Annotated in this window: 16 protein-coding genes and 2 pseudogenes; 15 read left to right on the plus strand and 3 right to left on the minus strand. The window is 69.0% G+C overall.

Going from position 1 to position 20,415, the window contains the following annotated elements; genetic code table 11:
- Positions 1-33 precede the first annotated feature (33 nt).
- The 5 genes and pseudogenes from OG584_RS06880 (at position 34) to OG584_RS06900 (ending at position 6,231) form a co-directional block, all read left to right on the plus strand.
- Positions 34-1,503, plus strand: coding sequence for an FAD-dependent monooxygenase (locus tag OG584_RS06880; protein ID WP_405776086.1), 1,470 nt, complete (start codon positions 34-36; stop codon positions 1,501-1,503).
- A gap of 1,058 nt (positions 1,504-2,561) precedes the next feature.
- Entirely contained in the window at positions 2,562-2,954 is a 393-nt protein-coding gene (locus OG584_RS06885) for a hypothetical protein (protein ID WP_405776088.1), read from the plus strand.
- A 334-nt stretch (positions 2,955-3,288) separates the two neighbouring features.
- Positions 3,289-3,503, plus strand: a pseudogene (locus tag OG584_RS06890) (GNAT family N-acetyltransferase); the annotation flags it as partial.
- 142 nt (positions 3,504-3,645) lie between these two features.
- A complete protein-coding gene (locus OG584_RS06895; RefSeq protein WP_405776090.1) occupies positions 3,646-4,752 on the plus strand; it encodes a trypsin-like serine peptidase in 1,107 nt (368 codons plus the stop codon).
- A gap of 528 nt (positions 4,753-5,280) precedes the next feature.
- Entirely contained in the window at positions 5,281-6,231 is a 951-nt protein-coding gene (locus OG584_RS06900; protein ID WP_405776092.1) for an SDR family NAD(P)-dependent oxidoreductase, read from the plus strand.
- On the opposite strand, the gene OG584_RS06905 is transcribed toward OG584_RS06900, so the two are convergent.
- Positions 6,185-6,943: a TMEM175 family protein gene (locus OG584_RS06905; protein WP_405776094.1), complete on the minus strand. Its 759-nt coding sequence runs from the start codon at positions 6,941-6,943 to the stop codon at positions 6,185-6,187. The genes OG584_RS06900 and OG584_RS06905 overlap by 47 nt on opposite strands.
- A gap of 178 nt (positions 6,944-7,121) precedes the next feature.
- Between OG584_RS06905 and OG584_RS06910 the strand changes: the two genes are divergently transcribed.
- On the plus strand, positions 7,122-8,651 hold the full coding sequence (locus tag OG584_RS06910; protein ID WP_405776096.1) for a helix-turn-helix domain-containing protein: 1,530 nt from the start codon (positions 7,122-7,124) through the stop codon (positions 8,649-8,651).
- A gap of 479 nt (positions 8,652-9,130) precedes the next feature.
- On the opposite strand, the gene OG584_RS06915 is transcribed toward OG584_RS06910, so the two are convergent.
- Positions 9,131-9,865 carry a DNA-binding response regulator gene (locus OG584_RS06915; protein ID WP_405776098.1) on the minus strand — a complete coding sequence of 245 codons (735 nt, stop codon included), beginning with the start codon at positions 9,863-9,865 and terminating at the stop codon, positions 9,131-9,133.
- Between the two features lie 244 nt (positions 9,866-10,109).
- Between OG584_RS06915 and OG584_RS06920 the strand changes: the two genes are divergently transcribed.
- From OG584_RS06920 to OG584_RS06960, 9 genes and pseudogenes are all read left to right on the plus strand, one after another.
- Positions 10,110-10,556, plus strand: coding sequence for an XRE family transcriptional regulator (locus OG584_RS06920; protein WP_371534943.1), 447 nt, complete (start codon positions 10,110-10,112; stop codon positions 10,554-10,556).
- Positions 10,557-10,800: 244 nt separating this feature from the next.
- A complete protein-coding gene (locus tag OG584_RS06925) occupies positions 10,801-11,364 on the plus strand; it encodes a hypothetical protein (RefSeq protein ID WP_405776100.1) in 564 nt (187 codons plus the stop codon).
- 55 nt (positions 11,365-11,419) lie between these two features.
- Positions 11,420-12,649, plus strand: a complete 1,230-nt coding sequence (locus OG584_RS06930) for an MAB_1171c family putative transporter (RefSeq protein WP_405776102.1) — start codon at positions 11,420-11,422, stop codon at positions 12,647-12,649.
- Entirely contained in the window at positions 12,646-13,647 is a 1,002-nt protein-coding gene (locus OG584_RS06935; protein ID WP_371534946.1) for an aldo/keto reductase, read from the plus strand. The genes OG584_RS06930 and OG584_RS06935 overlap by 4 nt, the downstream gene beginning before the upstream one ends.
- Positions 13,648-13,788: 141 nt before the next feature.
- Positions 13,789-14,190 (plus strand): hypothetical protein, encoded by a 402-nt coding sequence (locus OG584_RS06940; RefSeq protein ID WP_405776104.1) that lies wholly within the window; start codon positions 13,789-13,791, stop codon positions 14,188-14,190.
- Entirely contained in the window at positions 14,187-15,041 is an 855-nt protein-coding gene (locus OG584_RS06945; RefSeq protein WP_405776106.1) for a S8 family serine peptidase, read from the plus strand. The genes OG584_RS06940 and OG584_RS06945 overlap by 4 nt, the downstream gene beginning before the upstream one ends.
- Before the next feature lie 133 nt (positions 15,042-15,174).
- Complete coding sequence (locus OG584_RS06950) at positions 15,175-15,999, plus strand: ABC transporter ATP-binding protein (RefSeq protein WP_405776108.1); 825 nt, start codon at positions 15,175-15,177, stop codon at positions 15,997-15,999.
- Between the two features lie 205 nt (positions 16,000-16,204).
- A pseudogene (locus tag OG584_RS06955) lies at positions 16,205-16,477 on the plus strand (FtsX-like permease family protein); the annotation flags it as partial.
- 217 nt (positions 16,478-16,694) lie between these two features.
- Positions 16,695-17,924, plus strand: coding sequence for an ABC transporter permease (locus tag OG584_RS06960; RefSeq protein ID WP_405776110.1), 1,230 nt, complete (start codon positions 16,695-16,697; stop codon positions 17,922-17,924).
- A gap of 637 nt (positions 17,925-18,561) precedes the next feature.
- On the opposite strand, the gene OG584_RS06965 is transcribed toward OG584_RS06960, so the two are convergent.
- Positions 18,562-19,125, minus strand: a complete 564-nt coding sequence (locus OG584_RS06965; RefSeq protein ID WP_405776112.1) for a TerD family protein — start codon at positions 19,123-19,125, stop codon at positions 18,562-18,564.
- Between the last annotated feature and the right edge of the window lie 1,290 nt (positions 19,126-20,415).

Here is a 20,415-nt window from a genome sequence, read left to right on the forward strand (position 1 = left end):
CACCGACCAAGACTCTGTGTCGGGAGAGAGATCATGAACTATCAGGTTGTCGTCGCAGGTGCCGGACCCGTGGGCCTTTGGCTCGCCGGCGAACTGCGACGCGCGGGCATCACCGTCGCCGTGATCGAGCCCCGCTCCGCACGCGACTCCCGCTCCCGCGCCCTGACCGTGCACCCTCGCACCATCGAGACCTTTGCCTCCCGCGGCGCGCACAAGCCCTTCGTGAGTGAGGGCATACCGCTGCCCGGAGGCCACTTCGGCGGCCTCGACTCCCGCCTGGACTTCAGCCGCCTGCCCAGCCCGTTCCCCCACACCCTCGCCCTGCCCCAAGAGCGCACCGAGGCACTGCTGGAGGACCAGGCCCTCGACCTGGGCGCGCACGTCCTGCGCGGACACGAGGTCACCGGCTTCACCGGGCATCCCGACCACATCGCCGTGCACACCGCCGGACCGCACGGGCCCTCCACCCTCCAGGCGGCCTACCTGGTCGGCTGCGACGGCGCCCGCAGCACCGTGCGCACCGCGGCCGGCATCGACTACCCCGGCACCCCCTCCACCGTTCTCGGCTGGCTTGGCGACGTGGTCCTGGACAACCCGCCCGCCCCTGGCTACAGCTACTTCGGCCCTGCGGGCGCCCTCATGGCCGTCCCCATGCCCGGCGGCCTCCACCGCCTGGTCGGCATCACCCCCCGCGACCTCACCACCACCTGGCCCGGCGACCTCACCCTGGACGAACTACGCGAAAACGTGGTCGCCATGGCCGGCACCGACTTCGGCCTGCGCGACCCGGCCTGGCTCTCCCGCTACGGCAACGCCACCCGCCTCGCCGACCAGTACCGCAAGGGCCGCGTCTTCCTCGCCGGAGACGCCGCCCACCAGCACTTCCCCGCCGGCGGCGTCGGCATGAACGTCGGCATCCAGGACGCCGCCAACCTAGCCTGGAAGCTCGCCGCCACCCTCAACGGCTGGGCGTCCGCAGACCTGTTGGACACCTACCACGCCGAACGCCACCCCGTCGGCGCCGACCTCACCGCCACCAGCCGCGCCCAGGTCGCCCTGATGACCGCCTTCACCCCCGAAGGACTCGACCTGCGCGGCCTCCTCGCCCGGCTGATCACCGCCCTGCCCGACCTCAACAACCACCTGGCCGCCCAGGTCAGCTCCCTCGCCGTCACCTACCCGCCCACCACCCCCGGCGGCCACCCGCTGACCGGCACCCGCGCCCCCGACCTCGCCTTCGGCGACACCGGCCTGTTCGCGCTGCTGCGCGTCGACCGCCACCTCCTGCTGGACCTCACCGGCAGCGGCCACCTCGCCGGGTACGAGCGCCGAGCACTGCACGTCCACACCGCCACCCCGTACCAGCCGCCGGCCGAGTTCACCGACGTCCGCGCCGTCCTCGTCCGCCCCGACGGCCATATCGCCTGGGCAAGCACCATGCACGACGACGCCGCCCTCACCCACAGCCTGACCGCGACCCTCGCCATCACGCACCGGAAGTGAGCCACTCTGCGCATGGACCCGTCCGGCCTGCACGCCGCACCCGGCCCCATCAGCCAACTCGTCGTCACCACCGGCCGCCGGCCCGTCCACTCCTCGGCCAGCGCGGCTCCGTTACGTCACAGTTCCCGCGCTTGCAGGCCCGCGGCCACCGGTCCAGTCCGTGTGCCGCTTCGCGCCCACGGATCTCCCGCAGACCTGGAGTAAGCCTGCTGTCGTCCAGGAGCCGGTCGGGGTGGCTGCCGTGGCAGCGAACGCCTAGTCCAGGCCAAGCTCGGAGCGGAAGGACCTGTCGGAGTCGAAGCTCCTCGGGGACGCGTTCAGCCTCAAGGCCCCGAGCCTGGCATGCCGCGCCTCCGCCTGGCGCCGAAGGAAGACAGCGACACGAGAACGAGCGCTGGAGCAGCTGGCCCCGTTCAGCATCCTCGCCCGCTGGATCGACACGGGGGTGGAGAAGGCCCCCTGACGTACCGCAACCCCCGGCCCGTGTAGGCGGCGCGCTGGCTTCCTGGCCACCTGGCCGGATCGCAGACCTGGAGCACGCCAAGACGATCCGGCTCTTCGCGACCTGGCACGTCCTCCCCCGGCTGCGGACCCGCGCAGAGAGGAGCCACATCACACCCGGCATCCGCCGGTTCGCTGCCGAACAGGTCAAGCACGCCACTGCGTTCCTACAATGGCTCGGAGAGCGGAACAGCGCCCTCGCGTCATGCGGCCAGATCGACACCAACGCCTGGTTCGCCGAGAACACCGGACACGCCCGCACCTGCCTGAGAGCCTTCCTCAACTGGGCCATGCAGAGCTGACGCTGCCGACGCTCACTGGCCATCCCCACGATGAAGCCCTCCCGCCGGGCCGCACTGATGGCCCTCGGCGAAGATCCGACCCCAGAAGACGGCATCTGGCGGCCGGTACAACCGCCGGAGTCATCCGGTCGAGTGGTGCACGGAGTGGCGGGCCGGGCCCGACCTGCTTCCCGGTAAGAGTCACGGTCATGGCGTGCGCACCGGCGCACGCCCGGGGAGCGGCGTACGTGCCGCTCCGGCAGAAGGAGATCTTCCATGCACACCTCCCCGCTCAAGGCCGTGGCCCTGGCCGCCGCCGCGTTCGCCCTGGCGATCGGCGGCGTTGGTGCCGCACACGCGGCACAGCCCCACACCCCCCACCTGGCAACGGCCGCATCGTCTGCCGCGGCTGACCACAACTACGGCGACGGCAGGCCCGGCCACGGACAGGGACACGGCAACGGTCACGGCAACGGCGGCCACGGCGGTCACGGCAACGGTCACGGCAACGGCGGCCACGGACACGGCCACGGCCACGGTCACGGCGGACACGGACACGGACACGGCCACGGCCACGGCCACGGCCACGGCCACGGCCACGGACACGGCCACGGCAACGGACACGGCGGCGGCCACGGACACGGTCACAGCGGCGGCCAGGGCTTCTGAGGTTCAGGGCGTGCGGCGGGCGACACGGTGATCGTCTTGGGGCACACCGTGGGCGATGTTCCTCCACTACCCGACTGATCATCGCGTGGGGGAGCAGTGCCTACATCGAATGAAGGGCAGCTCTGACGATCGTGCGTCCCTCATTGGTGCCGCTACGCCGTCGTCGGGCCCGTCGGCGCCCTTCCTCCTCTATCGGGTTGCCGTCGATCTCCCAACAAGGCACGGGCGTTGTCCAGTTCTTCTGCGGTCACGGTGCCGGCGTCGGGCAGGCCTGCGGCTTCCCATGCGGCCTTCGCCCGGTCGGCGTACCCTGCGGCTGCGTCCAATTGGGTGCGACCGATCGATCGGCGCGTGGGGCGGCGATGTGTGTGGGCACCACTGGGGCCTTCAGCTTCCATATCGCGGTGCCGGGCAGGTGAGCTGGTGCCGGGGGCCGGGGTGCGCGTCGCTCCCACCCACCGTCGACGCGGCATCCTCACCGCCATGATGCGGCGCCGGCTCGACGACGTGCGGGCCATGGGAGAGCCGTTGGCGGTGCTGACCGCCTCGGTCGAGGTTCGGTTGAGGGGCCACGAGCGGCTGTTCGGAGATGAATCAGATCCGCACGACAACACCACGAGTTCAACCTCAGTAACACCGCCTGCATACTTCTCTGACTGCTTCCTGACATCGCGTGCCTACTGTCCGGCGTATGCGCATACCGTCTCATCGCCCATGCGGTCAGCAGGGCACCCACAAGACCCTCCGCCGCGCGGTCGGGGCCACCGTCACAGTGTCGGCGGCCGTCGTCGCGCTGATCACGCCAGCCGCGGCCGCCAACGCCGCACCGCACAGCCCGTCGTCCAGCAGCGGCGGCGCGGCAGGACCGGACACCACCACCACCCACGTCGGCGCCAGGACCGCGCAAGAGCGCAACCGGGTCAACGCCTACTGGAGCCCAGAGCGGATGAAGCTTGCGGGCGCTGTGATCCCCGAGATCACCCCCGTACCCGAGGACGACAACACGCCGGACGACCCGCGGCCGCTTCCCGCGAACACTCCGGAATCCGGGTCAGTGTGGACTCACGGCGGGGCGGTGGAGAAGAACGTCGGCCGCCTGTTCTTTACCTTCTCCGACGGCTACGACGGCAGTTGCACCGCGACGGTCGTCACGAGCGCCAACCGCAGTACTGTCATCACGGCAGCACACTGCCTGAGAGGCGTCGGTGCACCTTCGGACGACGGCACCTGGAACCACAACATGTACTTCGTGCCCGGCTATCGCAACGGAACGAAACCGCTCGGTGGCTTCAGCATCAGGACCATGGCCACCTCTTCCCGCTGGAACGCCGATCCGAACACCACCGCGTCGTCGGACATCGCTGCCGACGGCTACGACACGGGGCTCCTCGTGGCGAACCCCGCTACCGGGGGACGCCCAATCGCGGACGTCACCGGAAGCCAGCAGATCGGGTTCGACCAGCCCGTCGAGGACGAATTCGTCCACATCTTCGGGTACCCGAAAGACGGACTCAATGACCCAGGGGACAAGTACGTCGGATCCCGCATGATCCACTGCGCGGGCACGAGCCACCCCGGGCCCAAGGCCCCCCTCCTGTGGGGTGAGACCTGCGACATGTCAGGCGGCTCAAGCGGTGGACCTCACCTGGCCCACTTCGACACCCGCACCGGCACCGGCACCATCGTGGGCGTCACCACCACTGATGAGGAACTCGCGGGCGGGCAGAACCCCACGCTCTACGCCACGCGCCTCGGCGACAGCGCCCACCGTCTCTACGACTGGGCGCAGTCGCGTTAGGACCATCCGCTGAAGCACGGTTCGGCTTCCGCCGCCGAGCCCGCACCGCACGCGGGCCGGAGCAGGCGGCCGCCCGGCTGGGTATCAGGAGGATCGAGTACAGCCACATGTTGCGGCTCGGCTGACTCCGCTCTCCTCAGTCGATCGGCGTCCGTCACAGCACAAGCCGGGCTGCGGCCGAAGACGTCGTGCTCTTCACCACGAAGTCCGTCGGTTCACTGCCCGATTGCACCCGGCGGCGCCAATGTAAGTGCGGGCATCATGGGACGATCGGTAAGGACCGGCCCCATGGCACCGCGTCTCGCGGCGGTGCCGGGGAGTCCAGGCAGCTCCACTCCCTGGACTCCCCGGCTCCGTGCCGGTCGTGGTGTGCGGGCCCGCTTGTTCCCCGCATTCTCCGGAGGGCGTGTCGGAGGTCTGTCGGCGGTGTACTCGATCTGTCGGCGGTATGTCGGTGGGGACTGCGACCTTTGCCGGAGTGGCGCTTCCCATGAGGACGCCGCCTCGGAGAGCAAGGAGCCTGTCATCGTGTCTTCCGCATACCAGAGCCGACCGTGGGACGTTCGCCGGTTGCCGTCAGCCGAGGACAGGATCTTCCTGGTCACCGGGGGGAACGCGGGGATCGGCTACTTCGCAGCGGAGCAGCTCGCCACCACCGGCGCCGTCGTCGTACTCGGCAGCCGCGACGCAGCGAAGGCCGACGCCGCCATGGCCTCGATCCGCTCGCAGGTGTCCGGCGCGCGCGTGCGTCACCTGCAACTGGACCTCGCCGACCTGTCGTCCCTGAAGGCCGCCGTGGACAGGCTGGACCTCGATCATCTGGACGCGGTGGTCTACAACGCGGGGGTCGCGCTCGATGACCCGCCGCGTCGAGCCACCGAGGACGGCCACGAGCTGATGTTCGGCACCAACCACCTCGGGCACTACGCGCTCACCCAGTGGCTGGCCCCCCTGCTGTCCGCGGCGCCGGCGGGCCGCATCGTGACGGTGGGAAGCTTCGCGGCGCGGTCCGAGCGACTGGACCTGGGCGATCCGCAGTCGACCCGGGACTACCGGCCCAAACGCACCTACGGCCGCTCGAAGCTGGCGCAGATGTGTTTTGGCTTCGAACTCGATCGCCGCCTGCGTGCCGCCGGCAGCACGGTGCTCAGTGTGGTGGCACACCCAGGTGGCGCCCTGGACTCCCTCACCCCGTCCCGCCCGCCGGTACGAGTGACAACCCCGGGCGAGCGGCTGCGGGCTTCGCCCGCCGGGCTCTTGGTGCAGGGCAAGGATGCCGGGGCATGGCCCGCCGTCCGTGCCGTTCTCGACCCGGAGGTGCGGGGAGGACAGCTGTGGGGGCCGAGGGTCTTCGGCCTGCGTGGTACCCCACGGCGTGAGCCCGTCCCGTCCCACATGGCCGACCCGGCCGTCGCAGCTCGGCTGTGGGCGGTCAGCGGTGAGCTCGTCGGCAGCGATCCGCACCTCGGCTTCCGGTAGGCGAGGGGCCGCCGTGCGGTGGCCGACTGCCCTTTCCTGCCGACCGGGACGGCCGGTCACAACCGTCCGCCCTGCCCCACCGCTCCCGGCCGTGCCGGCTCTCGTGCGTCCGTTCCTGTCTGCCGAGCACCCGCCTGACCGGGATCAGGGCGGGCCGCGTCCACCTGGCAGCACTCGGGGAGGCGAACGCGACCGGCACCGTCGCGCCGAAGACCAGAACGGTCGGGCCCGTAGCCATGACGGTGTCCCGGCCGGCACGGCGCGGGATCGGGCGGGCCGCCGTCCACGGGAGGCGCCGGATGGTGAGGAGGAGCCCCAGCTCCAGCAGGTCGATGACAGTGACGGCCGTCGCGTAACAGGCCACGGCCAGTGGCCGGGACGCGTAATCCGACAGCAGGGTGGTGGGGAGAGGGCCCAGAGCGATGGCCCCCAGCCCCGCCGTCGCCGGCCGCAGGGTCAGCCCGTCCACCCCGCCTGACAGATTCAGGGGCCGCCGGTGATCGCGGCAGAAGGACGCGAGAACGGTGAAGCTCAGGGCGAAGCCACCCAGCGCGGGCAGCACCCGGTCCAGCGCGTCACGGAAGGCGTCGGCATGCAGGTCACTCGCCACCCGGATGTCCAGCACCAGCAGCGTCATGGCGATGGCGAAGGTCCCGTCGGAGCGCGCGACAAGCCGCTCCGAGCTCTTGCCGTCCGCGCCGATGTCACTCATCCGGGCCCGCGTGGGCGGGACCGGTCACAAGGACCGGCCATGACCCCGACAGAGGGCAAGCCGGACAAGCCGGACAACTGGCCCGCACGGGCGGCGCCAGCACCTACGGGACGGCCCCGTCACTCCAATGGCCCACCCGAACGAGTCGGCATCTCATATGTGAGATAGCGTCTGTCGCATGGCAGATGACTACCTCGTACGCATCGGTAAGCTGATCCGCGTCGCCCGCCAGCACCGGGGCTGGACACAGACTCAACTGGCCGATGCGCTCGCCACGAGCCAAAGCGCCGTGAACCGTATCGAACGTGGAAACCAGAACATCAGCCTTGAGATGATCGCCAGAATCGGCGAGGCTCTCGACAGCGAGATCGTTTCGCTGGGCTACGCCGGGCCGATGCATCTGCGCGTGGTCGGCGGACGCCGCCTCTCCGGCGCGATCGACGTCAAGACGAGCAAGAACGCCTGTGTGGCGCTGCTCTGCGCCTCGTTGCTCAACAAGGGCCGGACGGTGCTGCGCAAAGTCGCGCGCATCGAGGAGGTGTACCGCCTGCTGGAGGTACTCAACTCCATTGGCGTGCGCACCCGCTGGATCAACGAGGGCAAGGACCTCGAGATCGCGCCGGGCGCCGAGGTGGACATGGCCGCCATCGACGCGTCGGCCGCGCGCCGCACCCGCTCGATCATCATGTTCCTCGGCCCGCTGCTGCACCGCCTGGACAACTTCAAACTCCCGTACGCGGGCGGCTGCGACCTGGGCACCCGCACCATCGAGCCTCACATGATCGCGCTGCGCCGCTTCGGGCTCGACATCACGGCGACGGAAGGGCTCTACCACGCGCAGGTGGAGCGGGGCGCCACACCCGACCGTCCGATCGTGCTGACCGAGCGCGGCGACACGGTCACCGAGAACGCGCTGCTCGCCGCGGCCCGCAGCACCGGCGTGACCGTCATCCGCAACGCGTCGTCCAACTACATGGTCCAGGACCTTTGTTTCTTCCTGGAGGCCCTGGGCGTACGGGTCGACGGTGTGGGTACGACGACGCTGACCGTGCACGGCGTGCCGGACATCGATGTGGACGTCGACTACTCCCCCTCCGAGGACCCGGTCGAGGCGATGAGCCTGCTGGCCGCGGCCGTGGTGACGGAGTCGGAGCTGACGATCCGCCGGGTCCCCGTCGAGTTCATGGAGATCGAACTCGCGGTCCTGGAGGAGATGGGCCTGGACCACGACCGCGGCGCCGAGTACGCGGCCGACAACGGCCGGACCCGCCTGGTGGACCTGACGGTCCGGCCCTCCAAACTCGAGGCCCCGATCGACAAGATCCACCCGATGCCCTTCCCGGGTCTCAACATCGACAACGTGCCGTTCTTCGCGGCCATCGCGGCAGTCGCCCAGGGCCAGACCCTGATCCACGACTGGGTCTACGACAACCGCGCGATCTACCTGACGGACCTCAACCGGCTGGGCGGCAGGCTGCAACTCCTCGACCCGCACCGGGTACTGGTCGAAGGGCCGACCCGGTGGCGCGCGGCGGAGATGATGTGCCCGCCGGCCCTGCGCCCTGCCGTGGTGGTGCTGCTGGCGATGATGGCGGCCGAAGGCACGTCGGTGCTGCGCAATGTGTATGTGATCAACCGCGGCTACGAGGAGCTGGCCGAGCGGCTCAACTCCGTGGGTGCGCAGATCGAGATCTTCCGGGACATCTGACGGGCGGGGATTTGTGCCCCTTGGACCCAAGGGGCACAACACCTCAACATGCCACCTGAACTGCGAATACTCACCTTCACGGCCCTTCACTGATCACTGTCGCTTTTCACTACCTTGTGCAACGCACGTGCAAGATGATCTTGAATGGCTGACGGGGCGTCAAAGACAACTGAGTAACCGTCAGTCTTCACGGAGGGTTGTCGCCGAAGTGGCCTCGCAACACCGGCTTGGCGCAGCGGGCTCTGCCCGGTGGGCCGTCGGCAACAGACCGCCGTGGCACGGGACGCCGGTCAGGAGCTGCCGTGTGTACGGGCAGGGGTTCGGGCTGCGACGGGAAGTTCACCACGCAGGCGAAGCCGACGGAGCGGGTAAGAGCCAGGACGCCTGGACGAATGGGCGCATGTGGGCCGGGCCTTGGCAGCGAGGGTCAGCTGCCCGCTTCCGGCTCGTCGGGAAGGTCTGCCGGCTTCGGGGCCGGGTCAGAGCCACCCGCGGCGCCGGGCGATGCGAACCGCGTCGAGTCGACTCCTGGCTCCAGCCTTCTGCACGGTGGACAGGAGATGGTTGCGCACGGTCCCGACGGACAGGTGCAGATGCGCGGCCGTCTCCTCGGGGCTTTCGCCCTCGGCGGCCAGGCCGAGGATCTCCGACTCCCGGGGAGTCAGCGGGTTGCGTGTCTGGGCGCTGCCCATGACGGCCACATCGGTGCCGACGATGCTCTCACCCCAGCTCAGGCGTCTGATCGTCTCGACCAGCTCATCGGCCGAGGCATCGTCGGAGATCACTCCGGCAATGTCGGCCTTCAGGGCACGCTGAATGCCCCCCGCGGACAGGGTTCCCATGACCAGAAGGATCGCGGATCCGTGAAATGCCTCGCGGGTCCGCCCGAGCTTCTCGAACTCCGCCCTGCTGCCGTCGGCGAGGCAGAGGACCAGCACATCCGGGCGGGGCTCCCCGCCCGCCGGAACGGACACCACGTCGTCCGCACCTCCCAGAACCCGGATGCCCGGCCGGGACGAAAGCATGGCGGCGATGCCACTGCGCGAGAGTGCGCCCTGCGCGATGATCAGTACGCCGATGGTGTCCGGCGCGCTGTCGACCGGCGCACAACCCTGGAGCCGTTCCACGGTCATCAAGGCCGAGAAGGCCCCCTCGCCCCCCTCCTCGTCTCCGCGCAGACACAGCCGGCCTGCTTCTCTTTCCGTGATGCTCACGAAACCCCCGCCCCCTCAGTACGGAAGATCAGGCCCGTTCCCTGCCGGACCTGAGCCAGGACCTGGCACCTGCTTCACGGCCACCAACCGCTGATTGATCAACACCCCGCACCAGCAACATGAGTTGATGACGCGAAGCAGGAGGCTAAGCCGCTGATCCACGTCCGTCAACTCATGTGAACGAGTCAGCCATCGACTCGCACACGAGTGTGCCGCTAGATTGAGGTGGGGACGGAGGCGTGATGTGACTGATCCAGAGGGCGTCGGTGAGCGTTCGCTCGCCGCCAAGTTGAACTACCTGTTTGAGACAGTTGTGCCGGCGGGGCGCGGTCCATACAGCACGGAAGAGGTGGCACGCGCCATCTCTTCCGGCAGCGTCTCCATTTCCGGCAGCTACATCTGGCTGCTGCGCAAGGGGCAGCGCGACAACCCCACCCTCAAGCACGTCGAGGCGCTCGCCCGGTTCTTCGGGGTACCGCCGGCCTACTTCTTCGACGATCAGGTGACCCAGGACGTCGACCGCGAACTCGCTCTGATGGTCGCGCTGCGGACCGCTGGAGTGCAGCACGTGGCGCTGCGGGCCGCAGGTCTGTCACCCAAGACCCTCCGGACCATCAAAGAGATCATCGAGCATGCCCGCGAGCTCGAAGGGCTTCCGGGAGAATCGGTCACGGGGCCCGGGGGCGAGTAGTCCGGAAGCACCCATGAGGTGACTGTTTCCGGCCATCGCGATCGAGCGGCAGCCGACGGCGACGGCTACCATTCGGGTGCCCAAACCGCTCTACGGGCGCGTGACTTTGCCATCGGGTTGGAGGACGCATGCCCCAGAACGTACAAGCCCGGGAGCTACCTCTCCTGCCGGAAGGCCGCCGGTACTGTCCTGCGGGCGGAATCGGTCAGTGCCTGTGAAGTTATCGGTGCCTGTGAAGTTATCGGTGCCTGCGCAGTTGTCCGCCGTCTCCCGCTGGTGGACCGCCCACAGGAAATTCCGGCGACTGCGCCGTACGTCCGAAGAGCTGCTGGACCGGCTGGATCTGCCCGCCGGGAGCGGGATTTCGACACTCATCGACTGGCTGAGCCATACGCGCAACCGCCCCATCCAGGTGATACCGACTACGCTGGGCGCGGGCGAGCCCTGCGGAATATGGCTGGCGACGGACAGCGTCGACATCATCGTCGTCGAGGCCGACACCACTGAGTTCCACCGGGACCACATCATCGCGCACGAGTTGGCGCACATGCTGTGCAGCCATTCCGGCTCCCAGGAGTGGGAACCGGAGGACATGAGCCTGCTGTTCCCGCACCTCGATGTCGTGCGCGTGCTCGATATTCTCGGCCGGACCGCCTATCCGACCGAAGACGAACAGGCGGCGGAGATCGTCGCCTCACTGATCCTTGAGCGCGTCACCCGCCCGCCCATGGAGTCCAGATGGGCGGTGCCCTCCAGCGATGCGGAGACCGTCGCACGGATCGACCAGTCCCTGAGGCCCCCGAAATGACCGGTATGGACTCTGCGGGCGCGTCCAGCGGAAACCCCGACGGTCTGGAGTTGCGTTGCTCGAGGTCAAGAGCACGGTCTTTCCGCTGTGCACCGCCCTCTGCGTGCTCGTTCTGCTCTACAAGCTGCGCGACGTACGCGCCCACCGCACCGACCCGGCGCTGCTGGCACTGCTCATTGCTTTCTCCTGCAAGGCAGCGTCTTTCGCACTGTCCACGCCGTGGGTCTCGGAAGCGGTGGACAGCCGTACGGGGACTCCCAATCTGGGTGCGCTCGGCATCCATCTCTTCGGCGGCGTAGCCTCCAGCGCAGCCATCCTCATCGCGATCGCCTACTGGGTCTATCCGGCGCAGGAGGCTCGCCGCAAGGCCCTCTGGAGACTGCTCAGCAGCGCGCTGTGCGCCACTGTGATGGTGGCGATGTGGTTCGTGGCCGGCTCCGGGGCCCAAGGGCGGGCCACCCACTACCTGCTGCAACAGGCACACCGGCCGCCTGTCGCCCTCTACCTGCTGGTCTATGTGACCGCTTTCGGATCCGGGATGGTCGAGATCATCCGGCTGTGCCGACGATTCGGGCGTGTGGCCGGACGCCAGTGGCTGCGACGGGGTCTGTACGCCACCGGGATCGGCGCGGGTGCCTACCTCATCTACTGCATTCATCGCGCGACGGCAGTGCTCGCCGTGCAGTTCGGGCTCGATCCGCTGCGCTGGGAGCTGCTCACACCGCTGGCCAACGGCATGGGAATTCTCTTTCTCTCAGTGGGGCTCACCATGCCTTCCTGGGGGCCGACGGCCTCCGAAACGCACCGCAGAATAAGCAACTTCATCAGCTACCAGCGGCTGCAACCGCTGTGGCGCGCCCTCAGCACGGCGCACCCCCACATCGTGCTGGAGCCACAGCAGTCCGCCCCTCTTGTCCGCATGATGCCCGGCAACATCAGCTACCGCCTCTACCGTGAGGTCATCGAGATCCAGGACGGGTTGCTGGCCCTCCGCCCCTACATGGATCCGGCGATCGCCACGAGCGCCCGGAAGACCGCTTTGCTGGCAGGCCTGTCGGGGAGAGCCCTGCAGGCAGCGGTACAGGCCACGGTGCTCAGCCAGGCCTTGCGGGCCAAGAGCGCCGATCCCGGCCTCCGGGTCCCCGAGGTACCCGCACCCGGGGGACCGTCCCTGCGCAAGAGTGGCGACTACGCCACAGAGGTGACCTGGCTGCTGAGTGTGGCCAGGGCATTCTCCAGTCTTCCGCCCGCCCGAAAGACCGCCCGAAAGAGGAGTTCCTCGTGAAATACCGAACGCTCGGCACGCACGGGCCACGTGTGTCATCCGTGGGTCTTGGCTGCATGGGCATGTCGATCGCCTACGGGGCCCCGGACGACACAGAGTCCGAACGCACCCTGGACCGGGCGCTCGATCTGGGTGTCACTTTCCTTGACACGGCGGACGCCTACGGACGGGGCGCCAACGAGGAACTCCTGGGCACCTGGCTGCGACGCCGGGCGGCCGACCGGGAACGCGTCGTACTGGCGACGAAGTTCGGGCTGCGTCACGACGCGGATTCGGGCCGGGTGAACGTCGTGGACACGTCGGCGGGATACGTACGAACCGCCTGTCACGCCTCGATGCGACGCCTGGGTGTTGAGTACATAGACCTCTACTGCGTGCACCGCCGCGACCCCGCGACCCCCATTGAGGAAACGGTCGCCGCCATGGCCGGGCTGGTGGCAGCGGGCGACATCCGGCACCTGGCCCTCAGCGAAGTGAACGCCGGCACGCTGCGCAGGGCCCACGCCGTCCATCCCATCAGCGCCGTCCAGTTGGAGTATTCGCTCTTCACCCGGGATGTGGTGGAGGGCGACATGCTGGACACCTGCCGGGAGTTGGGCATCGCTGTGGTGGCGTACGCACCCCTCGGCCGCGCCATGCTCACCGGGAACATCACCTCATCCGGCGAGTTGAGCAGCGACGACAATCGCAGGCGATGGCCACGGTTCGCCGAGGAGAACATCCGGCACAACCTGACACTCGTCGACGCGGTGCACCAGGTCGCGGCCCGGATCGGCTGCACTCCCGCCCAGGCGGCTCTGGCCTGGCTGCTGGCCCAGGGCGAGGACATCGTCCCCATTCCCGGCACGAAGAAGAGGCACTACCTGGAGGAGAACGCGGCGGCTGCCGACGTGGCCCTGAGTACGGAGCACATCGGCCTGCTCAGGGATGCCGTGCCGGACGGCTCGGTGGCCGGCGGTCGTTATCCGGACCAGGCGATGTCCCGGCTGGGGCACTGACCCCGGCGCGGCCCGCCCCGACGTGACGCAGCCAGGATCTCCGGCACCCGGGGCGCCACCCGTGGGTATCCCACGATTTCTCCGGTGAACCGTGTTCCGCCGGTGTACCGGACCGATCCTGTGGAGAAACAGGAGCGATCAATGGAGGGGAGCGAGCCGTATGGGGTCGGAGAGGAAGCCAGCACGCCGCGTCGCCGGCACGTGTGGAAGCGAACCGCCCGCCTGCTCGCGGCTGCGATGGTGCTACTGGCCCCCGGTACCGGTACGGCTGTCGCGGAGGGCGCTGGTCTCACCCGTGCCTGCGCCGTGCACGCCGCCGACGCGGCCGGTGAGCCGTCGATAGCCGTGCCGTACCGCGTGGACGAACTGTGGCGGCGCGGCATCACCGGCCAGGGTGCCACCGTCGCCGTGCTCGTCTCCTTCGGAGACCCGGGCATGGAGAAGTTCATGGCGGACTACGACGAGCAGTACGCACTCCCCCGGCCGACATCCGGCGGGTCGAGCCCTTGGGCAAGCCGCCCTCCTGCACCGACCCCGGAGTGAACACGGAGAACTGCCTGGCCTGGGTGTCGGAGAGCCGGCTCGATGTGGCGATGGTCCACTCGCTGGCACTGGGGGCGCGCATCGTGATCGCCGCGTCGCCTGTGGACGAGACCCAGGGCGACAGCGGCATGCCCGAGATGATGCGCACCCTGGACCATCTCACGCGGAACCGTCTGGCAGATGTGGTGTCCATGAGCTTCGGTTCCGTCGAGGAGAACTTCAACAGCCCTGATTCCATGCGCCGTTACGGTCGGACACTTGCCCGTGCCCGCGCCGCCGGCATAACCCTGGTCGCCTCGTCGGGAGACCATGGAGCCAGCGGCCCACTGCGCGACGACCCCGCCCTGCACCATCCCCGGCGGGTAGTGGCCTGGCCTGCGTCGGACCCCCGGGTGACCGCCGTCGGCGGCTCACTGCTGCACGTCGACCCACAGGGTCACCGCACTTCCCCCGACATACTGTGGCCCAAGTCGGGGGCGGGCCACTCCTCCGTCTTCCCGCGGCCCCCGTGGCAGCACTCCGTGGCGGGTACCGGCTCCGTGTCCGGCCGTTCGCTTCCGGAGATCACGATGCAGGGAGCGGCCGGAACATCCCAGTCGGCCCCGCTCTTCGCCGGAGTGCTCGCCCTTGCGGTACAGCTGCACCACGGACCTCTGGGAGACATCAATCCGGCTCTCTACCGACTGGGCGCCGCGGGGCCGGAAGCCGGGATCGTCGATGTCACGCAGGGCGCCAACTCCTATGCCGAGGTACCGGGGTTCACGGCGGGAGACGGCTTCGACACGGCCAGCGGCTGGGGCACGGTCGACGTGCCCCGGTTCGTCCGTGCGCTGGCCCTCGCCGTGACATGAACCGGCCGGGGGACCGCCGTCCCCACCCGCTCGGCACGGCCGGGCGGACGCGGCTGTGTCAGGACGAGCGGTGGCACGTATCCGGCGGTCACCGACCGCCGGACAGGAAATGCTGGAGCGAGAGAGAGTGCACGTGAACGAGCACGCAGGCGCTGGAGCCGGTCTTCACCTGGGCGCATCGGCGCACAACCGGCCACCGGGCGGTGGCGAGGCGACACCTGGACAGCGTCCCTGGGCAGTGCGTCTCAGCGCGGTGCGCAAGGTGCACGGCAGTGGGCGCTCCGCCGTGACGGCACTCGACGGGGTCACCACGGAGTTGCCGTACGGAACGTTCACCGCTGTGATGGGCCCCTCCGGTTCGGGCAAGAGCACATTCCTGCACTGCGCGTCCGGTCTGGAGCGCCCGGACCAGGGCACCGTCGAGATCGGTGGCCGTGAGCTGGGCCCTCTGGGCGAGCGCGAGCTGACGATGCTGCGACGGGAGCGGGTCGGCTTCGTATTCCAAGGGTTCAACCTCCTCCCCGCGCTGACAGCCGAGCAGAACATCACCCTTCCCGTGCGGTTGGCGGGCCGCCGCATCCGGCTCGACCGCCCCTGGCTGGAGCGACTGCTCGAATACACCGGGCTCACCGATCGCCGCGGGCACCGGCCGGGTGAACTCTCCGGCGGTCAGCAGCAGCGGGTGGCGATCGCCCGTGCGCTCATCACCCGCCCTGAGGTGGTCTTCGCCGACGAGCCCACCGGAGCCCTGGACACCACATCGGCCCGCAAGGTACTCGAACTGCTCGGAGGCCTCGTGGCCGACATCGGCCAAACGGTCGTGATGGTCACCCACGACCCGGTGGCCGCCTCGTACGCGGACGCCGTCCTGGTCCTGACGGACGGACGCATCACCGAGGTGCTGCACGGTGCTTCGGCCGGTGCCATCGCCGAGCGCATGGCGCGACTGGGGGCCTGAAGAAATGCTTCTCCTCTTGGCATGGTGGACCATCCGTACCCGGAAGGTCTCCTTCGCCGGGTCCTTCGTGGCCATGGTCTGCGCACAGGTGCTGATCACCGCCTGCGGGGTACTGCTGGACGCCGGAAGCAGGGCAACTCCCGTCCAGGGTGGCGCGGATGTGGTGTCCTTCGTCGTACCCTTCGGCTTCGTCTGCCTGTTCGTCATGGCATTCGCGGTAGGGGGCGCGTTCTCCCTCTCCGTCCAGCAGCGGATGCGGGAGATCGCCCTGCTGCGAGCCGTCGCCGCGACACCCGGTCAGGTCCGCAGACTCATCGGGTACGAGGCGCTGGTCGTCACCGTCGTCGCCGCCGTCCCCGGGTGCGGACTCGGCGTGCTGCTCGCCGGGGGCCTGCGCGCCTGGCTGGTCGCCCAGGACATGATCCCGGACGCCTTCCCTCTCCACTTCGGCCCGCTGAGTATCCTGACCGCCCTGCTGATCTGCTGGGTGACCGCCGAAGCCGCGGTGTGGAGCAGCGGCAGAAGGGCCTCCCGGGTGCACGCCGTACAGGCGCTGGGCGAGGCCTCCCTGCCGCGCCGCCGGGCAGGTGTGGTGCGTACCTGCTGCGGTCTCGGGGTCCTGGGCGGAGGCGTCTGGGGACTCGCGGCGATCGGGAGCTCCGGGGGGGGCCGACGCGGCGAACAGCGCTGTGGCGATGGTCATGGTGCTGATGGTCGCCGTGGGGCTGCTCGCCCCCTGCATCGGGAAGCTGGCGGGCGCCGGGCTCGGCCTGCTGTGTCAGGCCCTGTTCCCCGTGGTCGGTCTCCTGGTGAGGACCAACCTCGTCGCGGGCTACCGCCGGCTGGGTGCCGCGGCCACTCCGCTCGCCCTCACCGTCGCCTTCGCTGCCGTAGCGCTGTTCGTACCGCAGATGAAGTGGCACGAGCAGCAGGAGCAGGACGGGCAGCGCATGATGGCCGATCAGGTGGTCCAGAGCAACGGTAACGGACTGCCGGCCACCGCTGCCCGGACTCTCCTCAAGACTCAGGGGGCTGGTGCCGTGCTCGGCACCACGGGCACCTATGTGACGGTTCCCGTCGGCGACGACGCGTCGCAACCGGGGCCCGGTGGTATCGCGCAAGCCGTCACCGGAGGCCCGCTGGACGAGGTCCTCGACCTGGGCGTTGTACAGGGCACGATCCACGGACTGGGGCCACGGGACGTCGCGTTGAGCAGGGACCTGGCGGACCGGGCCCATGTGCGGGCCGGTGACGGGGTGCGGCTGGCCATGGAGGACGACCGGACGGAGAAGGTCAGGGTCGCGGCCGTGTACAGCCGCTCCCGCGGCTTCGGCGAGGCCGTGATTCCCCAGGGACTGACCGCCGGGCACCTGGGCGGGCAGTTGCTCCAGGATGCTGTGTACGTGCGGGCCAAGCCCGGTCGGCGGCAACAACTCGCCCATGGCCTGGCCGAGTTGCGCCGCGAGAAGCCCTCCTGGCGGGTACTCGACCGCGACGCCTACCGGGCCGAGGCGCTGCGCCGGCAGGATGCCTCCATGATCGCCACCTATCTGCTCCTGGTGGTGGTGACGGTCTTCACTTCGATCTCGGTCGTGAACACCCTGGTGATGACGACGATGGAACGCTCGGGCGAGTTCGCCCTGCTCCGCCTCGTCGGCGCCACTCGCAGACAAGTCGCCCGCATGATGCGTCTGGAGAACGCGGTGATCGTCCTGGCCGCGCTTCTGGTCGGAGCGCTGGTCGCCGGGGCCGTCCTCGCCGTGTTCAGTCACGCGCTGACCGGATCGGCCCGCCCGCAGCTCGCGGGCACCACCCTCGCCCTCATCCTGGGCGGCGCCGGCATCCTCGCACTCGCCACCGGTGTCTCCACCACCAGCATCGCCCTCCGGCAGCGCCCCACCAGCGCCCTGCGCGGGGCCGAGTAGGCGGCTCGGCGGCACAGACCGAAAGCCGGACGGCCGTCGGCCCGAGCGGATTCCACCGCTCGGGCCGGCGGCTTTCTGCGGCGATGAGCGCACGCCATGGGAAATCCATGGAAAGACTTCCGTCGTGTGAAATCCATGCACACGACCATGCGGAACACACTTGTTCGTCACCCACCCTCCGACCGAAAATATTCCTGTCGGCACAACAACCCGGGAGATTCCAGGAGGAATAGTGGACAAGCGCTATGACGTCTACTGCCTAGCAGACCGCTATTCCTACGACCGGCCGGACCAGAAGGCAACCGCCGAAGATCTCGAAAAGCTCTCCTTCCCTGCGGGCTCCACCGAACTTCCCACTGGATGGCGCAAGTTCGCAAACTCTGTACCCGCTGGACGAGCGAATTCTGCGTACCACTCTGGAGGAGCTCGGCGTCGAGCTCGACGGCCACCAGGGCCCGTACATCCTCAGTGATCTGCGGCGGGGGAACGGTCCCCTGTACGTGCGTTACGGGGGCTCCATCGAGCGGCACTGCATATCGGACACGGGTGCGCTGGCGTCATTACCGCTTCGAGAACGCGGCGCGCCCCCGTTCACGTCAGGCGCCATCACTCGCCGATCGTGCCCATTCAGGCGCCATCACTCGCCGATTGTGCCCATCTCCGCCATGAAGTCCACCGGATTGCTGTCGAAGCCGCGGAGCATCTCGCGCAGCTCCCAGCCCGCGGAGCCGTCCCGGGTGAACTCCGCGACCGTCGCGGCAGTGAAGCCTGCAAGCTGCGCGAAGTCGTCCGCGAGGAGGTCCCGGTACCGCTCGACGACGACCACACCGGGGTTCGCGATCTCGCCGAAGGTGAGAGGCCCGGCGTTCTGGTGAATCGCCACCCCCACCACCACCCGGCCGTAGTCGGACGGTATCCGGTCGAACTCCAGGACCATCACCTCGTCGAAGCCGAGGCCCTGGCCGGTCTCGCTGTGCCGGCCCATGGTGATGGTGCCGTCCGGGGAACGGCTCTCGGTGTGGACGACGTATACCGGCCGCCCCCGCGGGTCGTCGGCGGAGTAGACCGCGCCGATGATGTCCAGATGGTGCGGTGCCTCCCCCAGCGGGCTCGGATCCCACCGGAGCCTTACCTCGACCTTGCCCAGTTCGCCGTTCACGCCGTCTTCCCCCTTGTCGCGTCGCCGCGGGAGTTCCCCCACGTGATCAAGTATGGCCGCTGACGCTGCTCTTGATGCAAGGCCGGCGCAGGATGGCCGGGGGCTCCGGAAGCCGAAAGGCGCCCGTAAGCAGTAGTGGGATCCCTCTGGGACTTCTCTGGGACTTCCGGTCCCATCAACCGGCACGAGCGTGAAATAGCCGAAAGGCCATTCCCGCAGGTCAGCACCCCCTGACCACCCATCGCCGCAGGTCACAAAGCCGGCTGGTCCCTTCCGGGACATCTGAGTACGCACAAGCGACCGCTCCGCCGCACCCCGCCCGAACTGTGTACATGCAGATTCGGGTGGGGTGCGGCGGTAACTGCGGCACTTCGCCGGGGCATTGCGCCGAAGTCGGGTTGGCCCCATACGCTTCCCGGACTCGAATCGGAGGCTCCACGGCCCCAGCAGCGGAGAGATCAAGGAACCGCAGCTGCGCGCGCAAGGCAGCAGGCCCGCCGTCATCACCTCGCCGCTGCTCGCGTCGATGCGCGGCCGGATCGACACGTCGGCCGAGCCCGGTTCTCGGCAGGATCTGCTGCGGGCCTGCGGGCCTTGCGTCCCGCCTGCGGGCCTTGCGTCCGACGCCTCGTAAGAACGCGTTGCCCTCGTCACCGCCGGAGCGCCAGCGCCCTCCCACACTCCCCCGCGGCACCCCCCGCCGGGGACGGCTCAGAACCTCACTTCGAAACAAACGGATCGGCAGGAGGCCTGGAGATCCGGTGCATCCTGTTGACTCCTAGTTAGTTCGGATTCTAGTTTAACTAATTAGCTCAGGGGTGGTTGTCCGCGCCGGAGTGCGAACGTTCCGCGTCCCCGCGGGACAGGCGCCATTGGAAGGATGATCATGATCCGCAGATGGGCACCGCTGACCTCGCCGACGTTCGCAGCAGCGTTGCCACCGACCCCTGTGCCAGGCACTACCGAGATCGCGTGCGCCCCTTGGAGCACCTCGATCGCCCCTGCGAGGCCGGACGCCCACGGAGCCGTTCCACTGGCCACCTGCGACATCCCGGCGGACCAGGCCCGACCGCCCCGGCCGAGCCGGAAGCGGATGCGTCACCGGCCGCCACCGGGACGGAACTTGAAGCGCGGTCCTTCATCTCCAGCAGTGACGGCTCCTCCCGGATCGCCAACGCCGCCACCGGTCAACTCCCAACCGTGGAAACCGCGTCGGACAGCGCGCGGCGTGCGGGAGCACCTCCCCCGCCATCGCGTCGGCACGGGCGGCCCAGGACGACAGTAGCTCGCCACCCCCGCACGCCCGCCGGCGGCGCGGCCGCCTGCATGTAC

The organism is Streptomyces sp. NBC_00859 (genome assembly GCF_045161865.1).
Lineage (GTDB): Bacteria > Actinomycetota > Actinomycetes > Streptomycetales > Streptomycetaceae > Streptomyces.

Bases quoted from the DNA above. Each gene is read 5' to 3' on its own strand.
- OG584_RS06905 (WP_405776094.1), bottom strand. From the start codon at position 6,943: ATGAGTGACATCGGCGCGGACGGCAAGAGCTCGGAGCGGCTTGTCGCG.
- OG584_RS06885 (WP_405776088.1), top strand. From the start codon at position 2,562: ATGCACACCTCCCCGCTCAAGGCCGTGGCCCTGGCCGCCGCCGCGTTC.
- OG584_RS06910 (WP_405776096.1), top strand. From the start codon at position 7,122: ATGGCAGATGACTACCTCGTACGCATCGGTAAGCTGATCCGCGTCGCC.
- OG584_RS06895 (WP_405776090.1), top strand. From the start codon at position 3,646: ATGCGCATACCGTCTCATCGCCCATGCGGTCAGCAGGGCACCCACAAG.
- OG584_RS06940 (WP_405776104.1), top strand. From the start codon at position 13,789: ATGGAGGGGAGCGAGCCGTATGGGGTCGGAGAGGAAGCCAGCACGCCG.
- OG584_RS06880 (WP_405776086.1), top strand. From the start codon at position 34: ATGAACTATCAGGTTGTCGTCGCAGGTGCCGGACCCGTGGGCCTTTGG.
- OG584_RS06960 (WP_405776110.1), top strand. From the start codon at position 16,695: ATGGTCATGGTGCTGATGGTCGCCGTGGGGCTGCTCGCCCCCTGCATC.